This window comes from Streptomyces shinuiensis (assembly GCF_043660855.1).
Lineage (GTDB): Bacteria > Actinomycetota > Actinomycetes > Streptomycetales > Streptomycetaceae > Streptomyces.
In genome coordinates this window covers 2,865,234-2,883,715 of the sequence record NZ_JBIHML010000001.1, presented here as the reverse complement: position 1 = coordinate 2,883,715, position 18,482 = coordinate 2,865,234, and the positions used below count along the sequence as shown (strand labels likewise).

Below are 18,482 nucleotides of genomic sequence, written 5' to 3'. Positions count from 1 at the left end.
CCCGAGCCGTCGCCGAGAGGTATGGCACGGGGATCATCCCTGGTGAGCTCGGTTGAAGGGCGTCTTCCGGCCGCTCCGCGCAGGGGGCCGGCGCTGTGAGCGGACGCAGCGCAATTCAGCGGAGTGGCGGAGTCCGTGGAATTCGGTGGAAGTCCGGCCGGGGCTTGTATACCGATCGCGTACCGGTATGGTCGAGACCGCGTGTAACCGCTCACGCATATCCGCAGTCGATGAAACGGGGGCTTTGTCCAGGTGGTTTCCGCTCTGTAAGTGACCGGACCGATCGGAAGATGTACGAGGCGAGACAGACCATGGCCACTACGTCGGCGGGCAACGGAACTTCCCAGCGCGCGGCCGGTGGGTCGCCCACCGACGGCGGTGGAGGCGGTGACCGGGACTGGTTCGCTCCGAAGCCGGGCGAGGGGCGCACGGCACCGTCGTCCCGTCCCGGGCCCGCCCCGGTCCCGGAGTTCACCGCCAACCCCGGCTACGGGCGGTTCGAGCCCTCCCGCGACGCGGAGCTGATACGCCGCGTCCTGGAGGAGGTGGGGCCGGTCTCCCAGGCGCTGACCTCGTACTTCTACGCCCTGCTGTTCACCCGGAACCCAGGTGTGCGCACGCTCTTCCCCGCCGCCATGGACGCCCAGCGCGACCGGCTGTTCAAGGCGCTGCTCACCGCCGCCGGACTGATCGACGAGCGCCGAACGCTGGCGGAGTACCTCTCCCATCTCGGCCGCGGCCACCGCAAGTACGGCACCGTGCCCGAGCACTACCCCGCCGTCGGCGAGTGCCTGATCGACGCGCTGGCCCGCTACGCCCCGCGCACCTGGGGCGAGGAGGCGGAGGCCGCCTGGGTGCGCGCCTACACCGCCATCTCCCAGATCATGATCGACGCCGCGGCCGAGGACGCGCGGAAGGCGCCGGCGCTGTGGCACGCCGAGGTGGTCTCGCACGAGATGCGCACCTCCGACATCGCCGTCATCACCGTCCGGCCCGACCAGCCCTATCCGTTCCTGGCCGGCCAGTACGCCGGTGTCGAGACGCCCTGGTGGCCGAAGGTGTGGCGGCAGTACTCCCTGGCCTGCGCCCCGCGTCCGGACGGGCTGCTGGTCTTCCACGTCAAGGCGGTGCCCGCGGGCTGGGTCTCCCGCGCGCTCGTCCACCGGGCCCGTCCCGGCGACGTGCTTCGGCTGGGCGGGCCAGCCGGGTCGATGACGGTGGACCACTCCTGCGGCAACGGCCTGCTCTGCCTGGGCGGCAGCACGGGCATCGCGCCCATCAAGGCGCTGGTGGAGGATGTCGCCGGGCACGGCCGCGCCCGCCCGGTGGAGGTGTTCTACGGCGCCCGCAGCGACCTGGACCTGTACGACCTGGACACGCTGCGCGAGATGGAGCGGCGGCTGTCGTGGCTGTCGGTGCGCCCGGTGGTCGAGGGGCCGTCGGGCGGGCTCGTCGGCCGCCTTCCGGACGCGGTGCGGCGGGGCGGCCCGTGGTCCGCCTTCGACGGCTATCTGTCCGGTCCGCCGGGGATGATCCGCAGCGGGGTGGACGCGCTGGTGGGGGTGGGGATCCCCTCCGACCGGATACGGCACGACTCCCTCGACGGACCGGTCGCCCCGCGGGGCTGAGGACCGCGGGGACCGCGGAGTCCCACGGGGACCGGGAGCGGCGGGCGGATGAGGCGGACGTGACAGCGAGACAGGACGGGAACACCACGTGAACCACGACGTGGACGCGACGGAAGCGGTCGACGCCACCATGACGCTCAGGACTGTGCGCACGGACCGCACGGCGCCCGTGCCGGACCGCGCGGGCCCGGCACGCCAGGCATGGGGGGCGGACGAGCCGGAGGGCACGGCGCCGGCCGGGCGGCGCCGGCAGGCGGCCGGCTTCGCCCCGGCCCCGGCACCCGCCCCCGCACCGGAGTCGGCTCCCGGTTCCGACTCCGGTTCCGAGCCCGTACGTCCCGGCAGCGACGGCGAGCACGCGATGCAGCGGCGTCTGGGCACGACCGAGCGCGCCGACCGCTTCTACGGCGAGCAGATGCTCGACCACCTCAACGAGCGGATGCGGGAGTTCGTCGGCCGGCAGGAGATGTTCTTCGTGGCCACCGCCGACCGGCACGGCGAGTGCGACAACTCCTTCCGAGCCGGTCCGCCCGGCTTCCTGCACGTGATCGACGAGCGGACCCTGGTCTATCCCGAGTACCGGGGCAACGGCGTGCACGCCAGCCTCGGCAACATCCAGGAGAACCCGCACCTGGGCATCCTGCTGGTCGACTTCTTCCAGGCCCGGATCGGTCTGCACGTCAACGGCCGCGCCGAGATCGTCGAGGACGCCGAGCTGCGCTCGGTCCATCCGGACCTGCCGTCCGACTCCGTGCCCGGCCGGCGGGCGCTGGTGTGGGTGCGGGTGACGGTGGAGGAGGCGTACATCCACTGTGCCAAGCACATCCCGCATCTGCGGCGGGCACCCAAGGGGACTCCGCGCGACTGGGGCACGGACGACCAGCGGCGCAAGGGCGGGGACTTCTTCGGGGCGGCGGACGAGGCGCGGCGGCGCGGCACTCCCGCCGTACGGCCACCGAGCGAGCGTGCTCACCCGGGCGTGCCCGGAGGACACGGAGGACACGGAGGACACGGAGGACACGTGCCGCCCTCCGACGATCCGGCGGCCTGGCGCGACCACGCCGAGCATTTGCTCGCCAGGGCCCGGCGGCGCCGGGCGGAGGGTGAACGGACGCCGTTCCGGGGCTGGTTCGACTGAGCGGCTCCCCGACCCCCTGTCTCCCCGGTCGGCCCGGAGACCGGGACGACCCCTGCGGATGTCAGCCCAGGTCCGGGGCCAGCAGAGCGCGTACGCCCTCGATGTTGGCGTCGAGATAGGCGCGCAGCGAGGGAGGCACCACCTCCACCGAGGCGATGCCCGTGCGGTTGAAGGGGACGCGGACGACCTCGTACTCGCCGCGCGGCTCCTCGACCTCCGGACCGTGCCGGCGCGACAGATCCATCGAGGCCAGCCGGCACACGAAGAAGAACTGCACCTTCACCGCGCCCCCCGCGGCGTCTTCCGCCTCCGCGGGGAGCGGCGCGACGGCCGCCGCGCCGCTCCCCGCGTCCTCGGCCGGGTCGTGGGGGACGGTGTCGACGAAGGCGGGGACCACGTCGGTCACCTTCGCCCCCAGCTCCTCGTCCAGCTCGCGGTGGAGGGCGTCGACGACGGTGGCGTCCCCGGTCTCGACACCGCCGCCCGGGGTGATCCAGTACGGCTCGCGGCCGGGCTTGGTCCGCTTGATCAGGATCATCTCGTCGTCATCAAGCAGGATGGCCCGGGCGGTGCGTTTGACCACGGGGCGCGCGTCGGCGGTCATGGGGGAGATCTGGCCCGCTCCGGGGCCGGTGAAACCTTCCGGGCCCGGAGGACGGGACGGCGGGCGGGCGCCGATATGACGACTGGACAATAACGCTCGGTCAACTAACCTTGACCATGCGCTGTTTACGCGCGTCGCGCGGGGCGGCTTGAGGCATGAGGGGGGAGCTTCAAGCCGCCCCGCGCCCCGCCTTCCCCGGCGCGCGTCTCCGCGCGCCTCCGCGCCGGCCCCTACGTCAGCCGTGCCCGGCGGTGTCCAGCGCCGCCCGGATGTCGGCGACCAGATCGGCCGAGTCCTCCACGCCCACCGACATCCGCACGAAGCCCTCCGGCACCGCGTCCCCGCCCCACCGGCCGCGCCGCTCGGCCGTGGAGCGCACCCCGCCGAAGCTCGTCGCGTCGTCCACCAGCCGCAGCGCGGCCAGGAACCGCTCGGCGAACGGCCTGTCCGGCAGCGTGAAGGAGACCACGCAGCCGAAGCGCCGCATCTGCCGCGCCGCCACCGGGTGCGCCGGGTCGTCCGCCAGCCCCGGGTGCCGTACGTCGCGCACCTGAGGCCGTTCGCGCAGCGCCTCGGCGACGGCGAGCGCGTTCGCTGCCTGCCGCTCGGTGCGCAGTTCCAGCGTGGCCAGGGATCGGTGCGCCAGCCACGCCTCCACCGGCCCCGGGATCGCCCCGACCGTCTTGCGCCACAGCCGCACCGACGCCGTCAGCTCCGGATCCCGGCAGGTCACATAGCCCAGCAGTACGTCACCGTGGCCGGTCAGCGCCTTGGTGCCGCTGGCCACCGCGTAGTCGGCGCCCAGCTCCAGCGGGCGCTGGCCCAGCGGGGTGGCCAGGGTGTTGTCCACGGCGACCAGCGCACCGCGCTCGTGGGCGGCGTCGGCCAGGCGGCGGATGTCGCACACCTCCAGACCGGGGTTGGAGGGGGACTCGATCCACAGCAGCGCCGCCCCGTCCAGGGCGTCGAGCTGCGCGTCGCCGCCGGTGGGCGCGGTACGTACCTCCACGCCCCAGCCCTCCAGCCGCTCGCGCATCGGGACGAGCAGGTTGTAGCCGTCCGAGGGCAGCACCACCACGTCGCCGGGCCGCGTCCGCGACAGCAGCACCGCGGAGATCGCGGCCATGCCGGAGGCGAAGACGGTCGTGCGCGCCGTCCCGTCGCCGGGGGCCTCCAGCTCGCTGATGGCCTGCTCCAGGCCCGTCCAGGTGGGGTTGCCGTCGCGGCCGTAGGCGTAGGGGGCCTGCGCCGGGTCGCCGGGCAGGTGGAAGTGCGCGGCCAGCACCGGGCCCGGCAGCGGCGGCGCGTACGGCTCCTCCCCGGGCAGCCCGGCCCGCACCACTCGCGTTCCGTCCCCGTGGACGCCGCCATGCCCGTTCCGCCCGTTTTGCTCGCGCGTCATGCCCGCTCCTCGTCGCTCTCCCCCACCAGCCCGTCCGGCGCCTTCGAGCGTACGTGCGCCGTCCGGCCGAGCGCCGCCCGGGCCGCCGCACCGCAGCGGGCGCCGTAGCCGGAGCCGAAGAGGACGGCGTGCACCAGCAGGTGCTGGAGCTGGTGCAGCGGTACGCGCCCGCTGCGGCCGGGCAGCGGACGGACCTCCTCGTACGCCGCCAGCAGCCGCCCGAGGTGCGGGCAGCCGAACAGTTCCAGCACCGCCAGGTCCGTCTCGGGGTGGCCGCCCTGAGCGGCCGGGTCGATCAGCCGGGCGCGGCCGTCGGCGGACCACAGGACGTTGCCGGACCACAGATCGCCGTGGACGACGGCGGGCGGCTGCCGAGGGCCCGCCAACTCACCGCCGTCCGCGGCCAGCAGCTCGCACAGCCGCTCCACGTCCCGGGCGTCCCCCGCCCCGATCCCGCCGCCGTCCACCGCCCGCCGCAGCAGTGGCAGCAGCCGCCACCGGGCGTGGAAGGCCGGCCATTCCTCCGCCCCGGAGGGCGGCTTCGGCGGCGGGGGCAGGGGCACCGAGCCCAGGTGGACGGGGAGGGCGGGGTCCGCGCCGCCCCAGACCGGGGCCGGTGCGGAGTGCAGGGCGGCCAGCTCGCGGCCCAGCCGCTCGGCCTGCCCGGCGCTCGCCGAGCCCGGCTCGACCCACTCCAGCACCAGCACGTCCGGCTCGGCGCCGAGCACCTCCGGCACGGCCACCGCACCGGTGGAGCGCAGCAGCTCCAGGCCGGCGGCCTCGGCGGCGAAGAAGCCCCGGGGAGCACCGGCGAGGGTCTTGGCGAAGACGGTACGGCCGTCCGCGAGCGCGATCCGGTACGCGTCGCAGATGTCGCCGCCGCCCACGGGCCGTGCCCGCCGGGCGGCCGAGCCGGTCAGGGCGGCCACCCGCCCGGCGACGCCTCCCCCGGGTCCTCCGGGACCGCCCGTCACCGCAGCGCCGCCCCGTCACCGTCATCGGTCCTGCCGAGGGCGGCCCGTACCTCCTCCAGCAGGCCCGGCACGGCCTCCTCGACCAGGGCCAGGCACTCCTCGAAGCCCTCCGGCCCGCCGTAGTACGGGTCGGGCACGTCCAGGTCGTGCGGGTCCCCGCCGGCACCGGGGGCGTACGACCGCAGCAGCCGGACCTTGCGAGTGTGCTCGGGGCCGGGCGCCAGCCCGCGCAGATCCCGCAGATGCCCCTCGTCCAGGGCGATCACCAGATCCAGCCGCTCGAACCAGTCGTACCGGAACTGCCGCGCCACGTGCTCGTGCACGTATCCGGCGGCCGTCAGCACCGCGACGGTGCGCGAGTCGGCGCCGTCGCCCGCGTGCCAGCCGCCCGTCCCCGCGCTGCTCGCCTCCACCAGCTCCGCCAGGCCGGCCTCCGCCGCGTGGGCGCGGAAGACGGCCTCGGCCATGGGGGAGCGGCAGATGTTGCCGGTGCAGACGAAGCAGACGCGGTACGGCGTACGGCCGCCGCCGGGGGCGCCGGGGGCGCCGGGGTCAGAGTTGCGCATGGCCTCCATCATCGGCGACGCCCCCGGCCCCCGTCCTCCCGCGTGCGGCGGTCAGTCGCCGTCGGGCAGGACCATGCTCACCGCCCACGACACGATGGAGATCACCAGGGCGCCGAGCACCGCCGTCCAGAAGCCCTCCACCCGGAAGGCCAGGTCGAACTGCTCGGCCAGCCAGGAGGTGAGCAACAGCATCAGCGCGTTGATCACCAGGGTGAAAAGGCCGAGTGTGAGGATCAGCAGCGGCAGGGACAGCAGTTTCGTGATCGGCTTGACCACGGCGTTGACGACGCCGAAGATCAGCGCGACGAGGACCAGCGTGAAGGTCTTGCCCGCGGTGTCGTCACCCGTGAGCGTGATGTCGTCCAGCAGCCAGACGGCGACGGCCAGGGCCACCGCGTTGGCGATCGTTCTGACAAGGAAGTTCACCATGTACGAGATCGTTCCAGAAACGGGGACGGTCGCCTACCGGTGAGGGATCGAGGAGTCATGAAGGCGTTCCGGCTGGAGGAACTGGAAGCGGAGCGGGCCGCCAACGACGGCGCGTACCTGCAGTTCCTGCGCGAGAGGAACATGTCCGTCGGCCTGTACGCCCTGGACCGGGGCGCGCTCGACCCTCAGCAGCCGCACCGGCAGGACGAGGTGTACTTCGTCGCCAGCGGCCGGGCGCTGGTCACCGTCGGGGACGAGACCGCACCGGTCGCGCGCGGCAGCGTGGTCTACGTGCCGGCCGGGGTGCCGCACAGGTTCCACCACATCACCGAGGACCTGCGGGTCCTGGTGGTCTTCTCTCCCCCCGAGAGCTGACCGGACCCCTAAGGAGGCCGGGACGCCGCCCCCGGCCTCCTTAGGGGTCCGGTCAGGGAAGGACCCGGGCCCGCGGTGCCCCGGTGAGCGGCCCGCCCGCCTAGCATCGGAGGCGGAAGCACCGGACGCACCCGGCGCACCGGGCAGGCCCGGCGGCCGGAGACTTCAGGAAGCGGGTACACGGTCATGGATCTCAAGGAGACCTTCGCGGCGCTGCCGTGGTGGGTTAAGTGGGTCGCGATCCCGCTCATCGCGCTCTTCGTCTTCGGCGGTCTGATCTTCGCCGTCGTCGGCTTCGTCGTGAAGCTGCTTTTCAAGGTCCTGTTGTTCGTGGCGCTGGTCGGCGCACTGGTCTACGTGGTGCGGAAGTTCACCTCCTCCGGCTCCTCCTCGGGAGGCTGACGCCTCCAGGGGCACCCGTCCCGGGCGCCCCTGGTGTCCCGGGCGCGGCTCAGCGCCGCGCCCGCCGCCTGCCTCCCCGGCCCCGGGCGCGCCCCGGCCCGCCGGCGGTCCCCCCGCCGCCGGACGCCCCCTCGCGGTCGGCGACCGCCACCAGGGCCGCCAGCGCCGTGGTCACCGGGACCGAGGCGACCAGGCCGATCGAGCCGATCAGCGTCCGCACGATCTCCTCCGCCACCAGCTCGCTGGTGGCCACCTGGCCCATCCCGCTCTCCGCTATCGAGAACAGCAGCAGCAGCGGCAGCGCGGCCCCCGCGTACGCCAGTACCAGCGTGTTCACCACCGACGCGATGTGGTCGCGCCCGATGCGCATCGCCGCGCCGTAGAGCCTGCGCCACCCGGCCGACGGGTCGGCCTGCCGCAGCTCCCACACCGCCGAGGTCTGCGTCACCGTCACATCGTCCAGCACGCCCAGCGAACCGATCAGCACACCGGCCAGCAGCAGTCCGCGGATCTCGATGTCCGGGTAGAGGCCGTGCACCAGCCCGGTCTGGTCGTCGGTGTTGCCCGTCAGCGCGGCCCACCCGATGAACGCCGAGCCCAGCAGCCCGATCAGCAGCAGCGAGACCAGGGTGCCCAGGACGGCGACGGAGGTACGGGCGTTGACGCCGTGGCACAGGTACAGGGTGGCCAGCATGATCGCGCTGCCGCCCACCACCGCCACCAGCAGCGGATTGGAGCCCTGGAGGATCGCGGGCAGGATGAACAGCGTCAGCACCCCGAAGCTGACCACCAGCCCCACCAGCGCCAGCACCCCGCGTATCCGCCCGACGACCACCACCGCCAGCGCGAAGACGCCCGCCAGCACCACCATGGGCACCCCGCGCGCCACGTCCACCACGCTGTACTGGAACTCGCGCGGGGCGTCGGGCGCGTACGCCACCACCACGTCCTGACCGGGGCTCAGCCGGCGCGTGGCGTCCGGGGTGACGATCTCCGGGAACGTGTGGCCCGCGTCCTTCCCCTCGGCCACCTCGACGGTCGCCCGCAGACAGGCGCCTTCCCCGGAGCCCTCCGGGAGGGCGCCCGGGCCGCCCTCGCCCGAACCGCCGCTTCCGCCGTCCCGCGCGCCTCCGGCGCTCCCGGCGCCTCCCGCGCCGCCGGGCGGCCGGGCGGCGCCCACCTCCGCGCAGTCGACCTCCTCGACCGCGGTGACCCGTGCGCCGAGCGTCTTCCGGTCGAAGCCGACACCGCTGGGCGAGCCCTCCCCTTCGGGCGCACCGCCCGGCCACAGCACGACCAGCCCGGCGAGCACCGCGACGGCGAACGGGACCAGCACCGCCGCGACCACCCTGCGCAGCCGCGCCGAGACGGGGGCGGGCGGCCCGTGGTGGTGGCCGTGGGAGTGCCCGTGCGGCGCCTGTCCGTGGCCGGGCGGCGGACGCCGGGGCGGCGGGGCGGACGGCGGGACCGGCGGGGGAAGCGGTGGGCGGGGCGGCGGGGGAGGCGGGGAGGAGGAGTCCACGGTCCGATCATCGCAGGCGTGGCAGGGGGCGCCCTGGCGCGCGCCCGGTGTCAGCCGTTAGCGTGGGGGCGCTTTTGCACATCGCGGGAGCTCCGAGCACGGGGCTGAGAGGACGCTGACCTCCGTGGACACCGCCACGGAGAAGGCTGCGTCGACCGCCGAACCTGTTACCGGGTAATGCCGGCGTAGGGAGTTGGGTCTCATGACCACGCAGGACGCACGCACGCCCGAAAACGCCTCCGGGAGCGCCGAGGAACGCGCGACCGGCTGGCACAAGGGCTATCTGAGCGGCTCGCGCCCCGACATCCGGGTGCCCGTCCGCAGAGTGCACCTCACCAACGGCCGCGACGTGACGCTGTACGACACGTCCGGCCCGTACACCGATCCGAACATCGACACCGACGTCCGCCGCGGCCTGGCACCGCTGCGGGAGAACTGGATCATCGCCAGAGGGGACACCGAGGAGTACCCGGGCCGCGAGGTGCGGCCCGAGGACGACGGCCTCAAGCACACCTCGCCGCGCGGCGGGCTGCGCAACCTGGACGCCGTCTTCCCCGGCCGCCCCCGCCTGCCGCGCCGGGGCCGCGGCGGCGCCACCGCCGTCACGCAGCTCGCGTACGCCAAGCGGGGCGAGATCACCCCCGAGATGGAGTTCGTGGCCGTCCGCGAGGGCTGCTCGCCGGAGCACGTGCGCGACGAGATCGCCGCGGGCCGCGCCGTCCTCCCGGCGAACGTCAACCACCCGGAGACCGAGCCGATGATCATCGGCAAGAACTTCCTGGTGAAGGTCAACGCCAACATCGGCAACTCCGCCGTCACCTCCTCCATCGAGGAGGAGGTGGAGAAGATGACGTGGGCCACCCGCTGGGGCGCCGACACCGTCATGGACCTCTCCACCGGCCGCAACATCCACACCACCCGCGAGTGGGTGCTGCGCAACTCCCCGGTCCCCATCGGCACCGTCCCCCTCTACCAGGCGCTGGAGAAGGTCGACGGCAAGGCCGAGGAGCTGACCTGGGAGATCTACAAGGACACCGTCATCGAGCAGTGCGAGCAGGGCGTGGACTACATGACCGTCCACGCCGGCGTCCTGCTGCGCTACGTCCCGCTGACCGCCCGCCGCAAGACGGGCATCGTCTCGCGCGGCGGCTCGATCATGGCGGCCTGGTGCCTGGCCCACCACAAGGAGAGCTTCCTCTACACCCACTTCGGGGAACTCTGCGAGATCCTGCGCGCCTACGACGTCACCTTCTCCCTCGGCGACGGACTGCGCCCGGGCTCCATCGCGGACGCCAACGACGAGGCGCAGTTCGCCGAACTGCGCACGCTGGGCGAGCTGAACCGCATCGCCAAGTCCCACGACGTGCAGACGATGGTCGAGGGCCCCGGCCACGTTCCGATGCACAAGATCAAGGAGAACGTCGACCTCCAGCAGGAGATCTGCGACGAGGCGCCCTTCTACACCCTCGGCCCGCTCACCACCGACATCGCCCCGGCGTACGACCACATCACCTCCGGCATCGGCGCGGCGATGATCGCCTGGTGGGGCACGGCGATGCTCTGCTACGTAACGCCCAAGGAGCACCTGGGCCTGCCGGACCGCGACGACGTGAAGACGGGCGTCATCACCTACAAGATCGCCGCCCACGCCGCCGACCTGGCCAAGGGCCACCCCGGTGCCCAGGAGTGGGACGACGCACTGTCCGACGCCCGCTTCGAGTTCCGCTGGGAGGACCAGTTCAACCTGGCCCTCGACCCGGACACGGCCCGCGCCTTCCACGACGAGACGCTCCCGGCCGAGCCGGCGAAGACGGCGCACTTCTGCTCGATGTGCGGCCCGAAGTTCTGCTCGATGAAGATCAGCAGGAGCATCATGGAGGACTACGGCGACTCCATGGAGCTGACCGGCGACGAAGAGCGCGAGGCGGCCGCCGGCATGGCGGGGAAGTCCAGGGAGTTCGCGGAGGCGGGCAACCGCGTCTACCTCCCGATCGCGGACTGACCCCGGTCCTCCGCCGCGCCCCCTCGGTCCCCGGCCCGTGATCCCGCGGGCCGGGGGCGGCCCCCCGCGTGCGCGCTCAGCGGCCTTGACAAGGTGTTTTCGGGCCGTGTCAGGCGCTGTCCTCCTCGGCGGTGAGGGCGAGGGCCGCCGCCTCGCGCTCCCGCCCGGCGCCGACGAGCGCCAGGGACAGGAACGCGGCGACCGTGCCGTCCGACTCGTCCGAGCGCACGCCCTGTTCGTCCGTCGGCAGCGTGACGCTCTCCTCCGCTTCCGTGAAGGGGCCGTCGTTCGATGCGGTACGCGTTTCCCGGGACGGTTCCGGCAATCGTTCCGAAACAATCGATTCAGGCCAATTGCCCTACGGGGGGCGGAGTCTGCGGGAACGTGCGGAAGGGCCCGGGCGGATGTCCGGGCCCTTCCGCCGCCGGCGTGCTGCCGCCGCGGGTCGCCCGGTACCGGGCGACCCGCGCTCACACCGGCCGGAGGGTGTGTCAGAGCGTGCTCTTGAACAGCAGGCGGTTGGGCGTGCCGCTGACGTTGCCGCTGATCACGTTGGCGGTGGCGTTGCTGGTCAGCCAGTTGCTGACGGCCGAGGACGAGGCGTCACCGTAGGCGGACTTGTACAGCGCGGCCACCCCGGCGGCGTGCGGGGACGCCATCGACGTACCGTTCAGCGTGGTGCTGCCGCCGCCCATGCGGGTGGAGGTGACGGAGACGCCGGGGGCGTACAGGTTGGTGCAGGAGCCCCAGTTGCTGAAGTACGCCTTGCGGTCGTAGCTGTCCGAGGCGGCCACGGTGAGGACGCCGGAGGCACTGGCCGGGGAGACGTTGCAGGCGTTCTGGTTCTCGTTGCCGGCGGCGACGGACAGGTGGACGCCTGAGTTGGCCAGGTTGGTGGCGGCCGTGTTCACCGCGGACGAGTAGCCGCCGCCCAGGGAGGCGTTGGCCACTGCGGGCTTGACGGCGTTCTGCCGGACCCAGTCGAAACCGGCGATGACACCCGAGTAGGAGCCGCTGCCCTGGCAGTTGAGCACCCGGACGCCGCGCAGCGCCACGCCCTTGGCGACGCCGTACGTCGCGCCGCCGACGGTGCCGGCGACATGGGTTCCGTGGCCCTGGCAGTCCTGGCCGTTGCCGCCGAAGGCGTCGAAGACGTTGCTTGCCCGGCCGCCGAAGTCGGGGTGCGAGGTGTCGATGCCGGTGTCGATGATGTAGGCCGTCACCCCGGCGCCGTTGCGGTTGTACGTGTAGGTGCCGTCCAGCGGCCGGTTGCGCTGGTCGATCCGGTCCAGGCCCCAGGGCGGGCTGTACTGGGTGGCGCCGGCGGTGGCCTTCTGGTCCTCCTCGATCGCCGCGACGGAGGAGTGGCGCTGGAGTGCCTTGAGCTGGCCGTCCGTCAGCTTCGCGGCGAACCCGTTGAGCGCCTCCGAGTAGACGTGCCGGGTCTTGATGCCCCTGTCTCCGGCGAGCTTGGAAGCCCTGGTGCCGGGCTTCAGGGTGACGATGTAGCTTCCCTCGATGGCCAGCGCGTCCGGAGCCTGCGCGACCCGGACCAGCGGTGCTTCGGCCCGCGCGGAGTCGGCGGCGGGGGCGGCGGAGGCGACGGCGGGTATCAGCGCGGTGGGGATGGCGAGCAGCAGCGCGCCCAGGTGCGTTCGTCTCATGGGGGTGCACACCTTCCGGTGGTCGGCCGGCGCTGTGGGTGTGCGCCGGCACGGTGAGGGGGGACACCGCGTGACGCGGCGGCGGCCACCGGTTCCCGGCGCCGCGGCGCCACGTTAAGCCCGGTGGTCCGGTCCGGGGACCGGGTCGGAACCGGCATGTCCGGACCCGGCCAGCTCCGGGCACGGACCCCGTACCGGATGCCTTGTGGAGAAGGCCGGTTCCACGGGCTACCTTTTTGACATGTCCGCTGACAATGGCGCGTCCGAGACCGGGACCGAGGCCAGGCAGGTCTACACGGAGCTGGCCGGAATGCTCAGGGGCTTACGCGCGGCGGGAGCCCCGCAGCCGGAGGAGGTGTCCGCTGAGGTCAGGAACTGGCTCGCCGAGCGCAGGCTTCTCGGCCCCGAGTGCCACGGGGTCAGCTCACCGGAGAGGGCCCTGCGGGAGCTGTTCGGCGAGCAGCGCGCCTGCCTGCGGTCGGCTGTCGAGGCCATGGACCGCAATCTCCGTGCCGTCGACGACGTCCTCGACCTCCTCCCGGAGTTCCGGGGGTCCGGGCACGAGAGCGTCGAGGTGGAGTTCATCGAGGACCGCGACCGGCTTCGCAGGCGGCTGGACGAGTTCGAGCCGGTGGGGCGCCGGGAGGTGCTGTGCATGCGGACCACCTTCCCCGGCCCCGAGGTGCTGGAGGTCAGCCTCGGCCACGACAACCGGGTCCTGGCCCAGGGGACCGAGATGAGGATGCTGGCCACCGTCGGCGCGACGCGCGGGCCGGGGGTCGCCGCCTACCTCGATGCCCTGCGGGAGGCCGGCGCCCGGGTCCGCGTCGCCGCCGCCCTGCCCCTCTACCTCCACGTCGTGGACCGTACGGTCACGCTGATGCCCGCCGGCGACGACCCCCTGGGCGGCGACGGCGACGTGCTGCTGCGCAGCTCGCGGATCGCGTTGTGCTTCGCGCAGGTCTTCGAGCACGAGTGGGACGTGGCGAGCCCCTATCCCGGCGGCGCGGGCCGGACCGGACGCGCCGCGGGCCCCTGCCCGGCCGACGAGTACACCGAGCAGGAGCGCGAGATCCTCGCCTTGCTCGCGACCGGCACCAAGGACGAGAGCATCGCTCGGCGGCTCGGCTGCTCCGAGCGGACGGTGCGAAGGATGATGACCCGGATCACCGAGAAGCTGGAGGCCGGGAGCCGGTTCGCGGCGGGGGTGCGCGCCGCGCGCCTGGGGCTGATCGACTGAGCGCCTACGGCGCGCCGGTCTCCCGCTCGCCCGCCGTCCCGGCGGCCCCCGCGACCAGCGCCTCCAGCCGGTCCCCGTGGGCCCCGCGCCAGTAGACGCGGCCGCAGTCGCGGCAGCGGGCGAAGGTGTCGTAGGTGCGGCGGGTGCCGGGGCGGAGCAGGTGCTCGACCTCGGCCTTGGGCGCGTCGGCGAGGAGCCCGTTGCACGCCGTGCACCGCGTCCACGGAGCCAGCGGCAGGTCGAACCGGTCCAGGACGTCGGCGAGCTGGTCGTCCGGGCGCGACCCGCGCACGTAGGCGCCCATCCACAGCTGCCGCCGCATCAGCAGCCCGCGGTCCTGGGTCAGCAGGACGCGCCGCTCGGCGTTGGCCTGCTCGACCAGGGCGGGGTCGTCCATGTCGTTGTGGTACGCGGTGTCGGCGCCCGCCACCAGACGCAGCCGCCGGGCCAGCGTGCCCAGGTGGACGTCCAGCAGGAAGCGCGGCGGCCCGTCCGGGACCCGCTGCGGGCGTACGACGGGCTCGACGCGGACCGTCCGGCCCGCCCCGGGGCGGTACGAGGGCTCCACCCGTCGCCCGTCCCCGCTGCTCCCGGCGGTGTCCTCCATGACGAGCGCGCCCACCTCCGTCAGCGGGACGCCCGCGGACTGCACGACATGGACGAGCGAGGAGGTGCCGTCGTGGGGCACGGGGAGGAGTTCGGTGCCGCGGTGGCGCGAGGGCAGGAAGATCCGCAGCTCGGGGGAGACGCGGAGGAGCAGTCCGCGGGGCGGCGGGGAGCCGCCGGGGGTCTGTGGTCGGTCCGTCACCCTCCCCAGGATGCCAGCGCGAGCGCGCCGGTCACACCGCTTTACGGCCCTGGCCCCGCCCTGGCCCCGGCCCCGCCCTGGGCCCGGCCGCGGCTCAGTCGGGAGCCCGGTCCGGGGACCGGTCGAGGGGACGCCGGGGGTCCCCGAAGCCGGGGCCGGTGAAGTCCGGACTGGTGAATCGGGCCCCGGAACCCGTGCCGCGGGGCGCCTCCGAGGCCGGGCTGGAGAAGCCCGGGTGGGTGTAGCCCAGCCTGGGATGGCGGCTTTCCCGCGGGGTCTCTCCCGGCCCCGGGATCCCGGAGGTCCCAAGGGCGTCCGAGGTTCCCGCGGCGGGCGCGGCCAGCGCCTCGCGGAGGAAGGGCAGCACCCCGCGCTCCAGCAGCGCCGTACGCCAGGCCGTGCGCGCACGCGCCACCTCGTCGGCGAGTGCGCTCTGCCCTCCGGGGCCACCTGCCCGGATCGCGCCGGCGCCGTGGCGCACCGCGGTGACCAGCAGTCCGACACAGGCGGCCAGCAGCGAGGCGGCTGTCAGGGCGGCGAAGGCCCAGCCCGCGTCGCGCATCGGCGCGGCGATGGACGGCTCGGGGTCCATCACCCGCAGCAGATGGCCGGCCAGGAGGAAGATCAGTGCCGCGGTCCCGGCCAGTACGGGCGCCAGGACGGAGAGCGTGGCGAGCAGCCCGGCGCCGCCCGAACCGGAACCGGAACCTCCGGGCGCGCCTGTGTCCGTGCCCGCGGTCCCCTGCGCCGGCCTCTGCGAGGAGGGCGCGTTGCCGGGGCGGCGCAGCTCGTCGCGGAGCGACACGAAGTGCTCGTACTCCGCCGCCGCACAGGCCGCGATCGCCGCGGCCGCGCCGGTCGCGGCGGTGCGCAGCTGCTCGCTGTTCAGCCGTCTCCCGGCCGCCGGTCCGGGGCGGTCGCGTACGGCGCGCAGTGCCTCGTCGAGGACGCGCTCGAACTCGGGGCGGTCCTCAGGACGCAGGTGCGGAGCGGTGTTCATGTGCATCCCCCGGTGCTCCGTAGGGCCGTGGGGCCGGAAACGGAGGAGAGCTCGCTTGAGACAGGGACCCGATGGTAGAGCGGTTCCTTCCGGTGGTGACAGGGTGTTTCCGGAAAACACGCGCCACCACCGGGCGGTGTTCACCCTCGGGGCGGCATGTGCGGGGAGGATCAGGCGGACACCGGGGAGACGACGCTCAGGCCGGCAGGGGGAGCCGGGACACCAGGAGCTTTCCCGCCATGGTCACCCCGCCGTCCATGGCGATCGCGAGCGAGTCGGCGTAGACGTGCGGCCCGTGCACCTGGGGCGCGCCGTCCTCGCCGTCCTCGGAGCCGACCTCGCCCAGCAGGTAGGGGATCGGGCTGTGGCCGTGGACGACACGCCGCCCGCCGTAGGTGTCCAGCAGTTCGCGCGCCGCCATGGCGCCGGCGTCGTCGCGGAAGGCGAAGCGCTTGGTGAACTTGCGGAACAGTTCCCAGGTCTCGTCGGCGTCGTGGTGGGTGAGGGCCTCGGTGACGGCGTCGTTGACGTCGGGGATGGTGCCGCCGTACTCCAGGTAGGCGGTGGTGTCGGAGTGCACCAGCAGGTGGCCGTCGGCCAGGGCCATGGCGTCCAGCCGGGACATCCACTGGACGTGGTGCTCCTGGAGCCGCTCCATGTCGGAGCGCTGCCCGCCGTTGAGCAGCCAGGCCGCCTGGAAGGAGGCGGTGCCCGCGCCGGAGCCGACGGGTGTGTCGCCGAAGCGCTTGGCGCCGATCAGCAGCAGCTCGTGGTTGCCCATCAGCGCCTTGCAGTACCCGCCGGCGGCGGCGGCCTCGGCGGAGAGCTGCATCACCAGGTCGATGACGCCGACGCCGTCCGGGCCGCGGTCGGTGAAGTCGCCCAGGAACCACAGCCGGGTGTTGCCCGCGATCCAGTGGTCCTCGGTGTCGATGAGCCCCTGGTCCAGCAGGGCCGTGCGCAGCTCGTCCAGATAGCCGTGGACGTCGCCGGCGACGTACAGCGGGCCCTGCTCGCCGCCGGTGGCGGCCGGGGAGGGCGTGTCGACCAGCGTGGGGGTGTATCCCTCCGGGCGCGGCTCGTCGGCACTCGTCGCACCCGGGGCCACCCCGTCCGGACCCACGACACCCGGATTCACCAGGCCCGAACCCGTCACGCCCGCGCCGTGCCACACGTCGGATCCCCGACCGGCCCCCTGAGTCATCGGCCCCTCCACCATCGCGCGCGCCTGCACCTGCCGGACCTCTCTCCGCCTCCTGCGGGTCACCCCGTGTCCGAGAGCCGGTCCCGGTGTCGTGGGCCCATCATAGGAACGCAGGTCGCGCCTTGTGACGCACCCGGGGACGGCAATTCGGGCCGGGTCCGGACGGGAGCCGGAGAGCGGCCGGTTCGCCCTGGAATGAGTGGTTCCTACGCTTGCCCGCGCTGTTCGGGGGAGCGGGGGGCGCTCACCGTCGTCCGCTGCCGGCGGCGCTGCGAGGACGTGCGGACGATCAGGTCGGTGGGCATGATCCGCTGGACGGGACGGCCGCCGCCGGTGCCCTCGATGGCGTCGATCAGAAGCTGGACGACGGTGGTGCCGGTGCGCCCGGGTTTCAGCGACAGGGTGGTGATGGGCGGCTCGGTGCCGGCGTAGACGGCGGACTCGCTGCAGCACACCAGCAGCAGGTCGTCGGGGACGCGCAGCCCGTAGCGGCGGGCGGCGGCGAGCAGATCGGTGCCGTTGGGGTCGAAGAGCCCGTACACGGCGTCGGGGCGGTCGGGCCGGGCCAGCAGTCTGTCGGCGGCGACGGCGCCCGCGCAGGGGTCGTGGGCGGGGTAGGCCTCGTACACCGGGTCCTGCCCGGCGCGTTCGCACCAGCGGAGGTAGGCCTTGGTGGACAGCCGGGTGTAGGTGTCGGTGCTGGTGCCGGTGAGCAGGCCGACGCGGCGGGCGCCGGCGGCCGCGAGGTGGTCGAGCAGGCCGGTGACGGCGGCCTCGTGGTCGTTGTCGACCCAGGCGGTGACGGGCAGGTCGCCGCAGGGGCGGCCGTCGGAGACGACGGGGACACCCTGGCGGACCAGCTCGGTGACGACGGGGTCGCGGTCGGAGGGGTCGATGACGACGGTGCCGTCGAGGGCGACGTTGGACCAGACGTCGTAGGGGCTCTGCCGGGTGCTGCCGGGGAGGATCACCAGGGCGTAGCCACGGGCCAGGGCCGCGGAGGAGGCGGCGCGGGCCATCTCGGCGAAGTAGGCGAACTCGGTGAAGGTGAAGGGCTCCTCGCCGTAGGTCGTGACCGTCAGCCCGATCAGTCCCGACTTGCCGGTGCGGAGTGTGCGGGCCGCCGCGGAGGGGCGGTAGCCGAGCCGGTCGGCGACCTCGCGGACATGGCGTCGGGTGGCGTCGGGCAGGCGGCCCTTGCCGTTGAGCGCGTCGGAGACGGTCGTGATCGAGACGCCGGCCGCCGCGGCCACGTCCCGGATGCCCGCCCGCCCCAGCCGACGGCCGTGAGCCCGGCTCACCTGGTGCTTCCCTGCTGCTGTCATGGCGTGCTGATACTAGGGCCGCGCCGCACCGTTTGCGGGGGTGTACAGAACAAAAGAAGAAGAGACGATTCTGCAAGCTGGTATGTGGTAACGACCATGGAAGAGCCGGTAGTTGAGCTGCCACTCCATCGTTTCCGCGGATTCTTCACCGCTTGCCGCAGGAGAAGGGGGGATGTCTCAAAGCTGTTTCAACTCACCT

18 protein-coding genes are annotated in these 18,482 nt (G+C 73.5%); 6 read left to right on the top strand and 12 right to left on the bottom strand.

Annotated elements, in window-relative coordinates:
• The first annotated feature begins 290 nt into the window (after nucleotides 1–290).
• Entirely contained in the window at nucleotides 291–1,628 is a 1,338-nt protein-coding gene (locus tag ACGRHY_RS13020; protein WP_394635509.1) for a globin domain-containing protein, read from the top strand.
• A 361-nt stretch (nucleotides 1,629–1,989) separates the two neighbouring features.
• Nucleotides 1,990–2,766: a pyridoxamine 5'-phosphate oxidase family protein gene (locus ACGRHY_RS13015; RefSeq protein WP_394638031.1), complete on the top strand. Its 777-nt coding sequence runs from the start codon at nucleotides 1,990–1,992 to the stop codon at nucleotides 2,764–2,766.
• A gap of 61 nt (nucleotides 2,767–2,827) precedes the next feature.
• On the opposite strand, the gene ACGRHY_RS13010 is transcribed toward ACGRHY_RS13015, so the two are convergent.
• The 5 genes from ACGRHY_RS13010 to ACGRHY_RS12990 all read right to left on the bottom strand — a co-directional run bounded on the left by ACGRHY_RS13010 (nucleotide 2,828) and on the right by ACGRHY_RS12990 (nucleotide 6,741).
• Nucleotides 2,828–3,370: an NUDIX domain-containing protein gene (locus ACGRHY_RS13010; protein ID WP_394635508.1), complete on the bottom strand. Its 543-nt coding sequence runs from the start codon at nucleotides 3,368–3,370 to the stop codon at nucleotides 2,828–2,830.
• A gap of 235 nt (nucleotides 3,371–3,605) precedes the next feature.
• Entirely contained in the window at nucleotides 3,606–4,772 is a 1,167-nt protein-coding gene (locus ACGRHY_RS13005; protein WP_394635507.1) for a cystathionine gamma-lyase, read from the bottom strand.
• The gene (locus tag ACGRHY_RS13000) at nucleotides 4,769–5,701 is read right to left on the bottom strand and encodes a fructosamine kinase family protein (protein ID WP_394635506.1); all 933 of its coding nucleotides are present in this window, start codon (nucleotides 5,699–5,701) and stop codon (nucleotides 4,769–4,771) included. The genes ACGRHY_RS13005 and ACGRHY_RS13000 overlap by 4 nt, the downstream gene beginning before the upstream one ends.
• 41 nt (nucleotides 5,702–5,742) lie before the next feature.
• Nucleotides 5,743–6,312: a low molecular weight protein-tyrosine-phosphatase gene (locus ACGRHY_RS12995; RefSeq protein WP_394635505.1), complete on the bottom strand. Its 570-nt coding sequence runs from the start codon at nucleotides 6,310–6,312 to the stop codon at nucleotides 5,743–5,745.
• Nucleotides 6,313–6,363: 51 nt separating this feature from the next.
• On the bottom strand, nucleotides 6,364–6,741 hold the full coding sequence (locus ACGRHY_RS12990) for a phage holin family protein (protein ID WP_394635504.1): 378 nt from the start codon (nucleotides 6,739–6,741) through the stop codon (nucleotides 6,364–6,366).
• Nucleotides 6,742–6,798: 57 nt separating this feature from the next.
• On the opposite strand from ACGRHY_RS12990, the gene ACGRHY_RS12985 reads away from it, so the two are divergent.
• Nucleotides 6,799–7,116, top strand: coding sequence for a cupin domain-containing protein (locus ACGRHY_RS12985; protein ID WP_394635503.1), 318 nt, complete (start codon nucleotides 6,799–6,801; stop codon nucleotides 7,114–7,116).
• Between the two features lie 186 nt (nucleotides 7,117–7,302).
• A complete protein-coding gene (locus ACGRHY_RS12980; protein ID WP_394635502.1) occupies nucleotides 7,303–7,518 on the top strand; it encodes a DUF5326 family protein in 216 nt (71 codons plus the stop codon).
• Between the two features lie 49 nt (nucleotides 7,519–7,567).
• Here the strand turns inward: ACGRHY_RS12980 and ACGRHY_RS12975 are convergent, their stop codons facing one another.
• The gene (locus tag ACGRHY_RS12975; protein ID WP_394635501.1) at nucleotides 7,568–9,040 is read right to left on the bottom strand and encodes a YibE/F family protein; all 1,473 of its coding nucleotides are present in this window, start codon (nucleotides 9,038–9,040) and stop codon (nucleotides 7,568–7,570) included.
• Nucleotides 9,041–9,242: 202 nt separating this feature from the next.
• Between ACGRHY_RS12975 and thiC the strand changes: the two genes are divergently transcribed.
• Nucleotides 9,243–11,042, top strand: a complete 1,800-nt coding sequence (gene thiC, locus ACGRHY_RS12970; protein ID WP_394635500.1) for a phosphomethylpyrimidine synthase ThiC — start codon at nucleotides 9,243–9,245, stop codon at nucleotides 11,040–11,042.
• Nucleotides 11,043–11,151: 109 nt separating this feature from the next.
• On the opposite strand, the gene ACGRHY_RS12965 is transcribed toward thiC, so the two are convergent.
• Nucleotides 11,152–11,367, bottom strand: a complete 216-nt coding sequence (locus ACGRHY_RS12965; protein ID WP_394635499.1) for a tetratricopeptide repeat protein — start codon at nucleotides 11,365–11,367, stop codon at nucleotides 11,152–11,154.
• Nucleotides 11,368–11,533: 166 nt separating this feature from the next.
• Nucleotides 11,534–12,706: a S8 family peptidase gene (locus tag ACGRHY_RS12960; RefSeq protein WP_394635498.1), complete on the bottom strand. Its 1,173-nt coding sequence runs from the start codon at nucleotides 12,704–12,706 to the stop codon at nucleotides 11,534–11,536.
• 241 nt (nucleotides 12,707–12,947) lie between these two features.
• On the opposite strand from ACGRHY_RS12960, the gene ACGRHY_RS12955 reads away from it, so the two are divergent.
• Nucleotides 12,948–13,946 (top strand): helix-turn-helix transcriptional regulator, encoded by a 999-nt coding sequence (locus ACGRHY_RS12955; protein WP_394635497.1) that lies wholly within the window; start codon nucleotides 12,948–12,950, stop codon nucleotides 13,944–13,946.
• Nucleotides 13,947–13,950: 4 nt separating this feature from the next.
• Here ACGRHY_RS12955 and ACGRHY_RS12950 read toward each other — a convergent pair whose 3' ends face one another.
• The 4 genes from ACGRHY_RS12950 to ACGRHY_RS12935 form a co-directional block, all read right to left on the bottom strand.
• Nucleotides 13,951–14,754: a Mut7-C RNAse domain-containing protein gene (locus ACGRHY_RS12950; RefSeq protein WP_394635496.1), complete on the bottom strand. Its 804-nt coding sequence runs from the start codon at nucleotides 14,752–14,754 to the stop codon at nucleotides 13,951–13,953.
• 94 nt (nucleotides 14,755–14,848) lie between these two features.
• Nucleotides 14,849–15,754: a hypothetical protein gene (locus ACGRHY_RS12945; RefSeq protein WP_394635495.1), complete on the bottom strand. Its 906-nt coding sequence runs from the start codon at nucleotides 15,752–15,754 to the stop codon at nucleotides 14,849–14,851.
• 196 nt (nucleotides 15,755–15,950) lie between these two features.
• Complete coding sequence (locus tag ACGRHY_RS12940; protein ID WP_394638030.1) at nucleotides 15,951–16,973, bottom strand: metallophosphoesterase; 1,023 nt, start codon at nucleotides 16,971–16,973, stop codon at nucleotides 15,951–15,953.
• Nucleotides 16,974–17,164: 191 nt separating this feature from the next.
• Nucleotides 17,165–18,283 carry a LacI family DNA-binding transcriptional regulator gene (locus ACGRHY_RS12935; RefSeq protein ID WP_394635494.1) on the bottom strand — a complete coding sequence of 373 codons (1,119 nt, stop codon included), beginning with the start codon at nucleotides 18,281–18,283 and terminating at the stop codon, nucleotides 17,165–17,167.
• Between the last annotated feature and the right edge of the window lie 199 nt (nucleotides 18,284–18,482).

What these genes read in the sequence shown, in the direction of transcription:
- ACGRHY_RS13020 (WP_394635509.1), top strand. Translation starts at nt 291, where the DNA reads ATGTACGAGGCGAGACAGACCATGGCCACTACGTCGGCGGGCAACGGA.
- ACGRHY_RS13015 (WP_394638031.1), top strand. Translation starts at nt 1,990, where the DNA reads ATGCAGCGGCGTCTGGGCACGACCGAGCGCGCCGACCGCTTCTACGGC.
- ACGRHY_RS13010 (WP_394635508.1), bottom strand. Translation starts at nt 3,370, where the DNA reads ATGACCGCCGACGCGCGCCCCGTGGTCAAACGCACCGCCCGGGCCATC.
- ACGRHY_RS13005 (WP_394635507.1), bottom strand. Translation starts at nt 4,772, where the DNA reads ATGACGCGCGAGCAAAACGGGCGGAACGGGCATGGCGGCGTCCACGGG.
- ACGRHY_RS12995 (WP_394635505.1), bottom strand. Translation starts at nt 6,312, where the DNA reads ATGCGCAACTCTGACCCCGGCGCCCCCGGCGCCCCCGGCGGCGGCCGT.
- ACGRHY_RS12990 (WP_394635504.1), bottom strand. Translation starts at nt 6,741, where the DNA reads ATGGTGAACTTCCTTGTCAGAACGATCGCCAACGCGGTGGCCCTGGCC.
- ACGRHY_RS12985 (WP_394635503.1), top strand. Translation starts at nt 6,799, where the DNA reads ATGAAGGCGTTCCGGCTGGAGGAACTGGAAGCGGAGCGGGCCGCCAAC.
- ACGRHY_RS12980 (WP_394635502.1), top strand. Translation starts at nt 7,303, where the DNA reads ATGGATCTCAAGGAGACCTTCGCGGCGCTGCCGTGGTGGGTTAAGTGG.
- thiC (WP_394635500.1), top strand. Translation starts at nt 9,243, where the DNA reads ATGACCACGCAGGACGCACGCACGCCCGAAAACGCCTCCGGGAGCGCC.
- ACGRHY_RS12960 (WP_394635498.1), bottom strand. Translation starts at nt 12,706, where the DNA reads ATGAGACGAACGCACCTGGGCGCGCTGCTGCTCGCCATCCCCACCGCG.
- ACGRHY_RS12955 (WP_394635497.1), top strand. Translation starts at nt 12,948, where the DNA reads ATGTCCGCTGACAATGGCGCGTCCGAGACCGGGACCGAGGCCAGGCAG.
- ACGRHY_RS12945 (WP_394635495.1), bottom strand. Translation starts at nt 15,754, where the DNA reads ATGAACACCGCTCCGCACCTGCGTCCTGAGGACCGCCCCGAGTTCGAG.
- ACGRHY_RS12940 (WP_394638030.1), bottom strand. Translation starts at nt 16,973, where the DNA reads ATGGTGGAGGGGCCGATGACTCAGGGGGCCGGTCGGGGATCCGACGTG.
- ACGRHY_RS12935 (WP_394635494.1), bottom strand. Translation starts at nt 18,283, where the DNA reads ATGACAGCAGCAGGGAAGCACCAGGTGAGCCGGGCTCACGGCCGTCGG.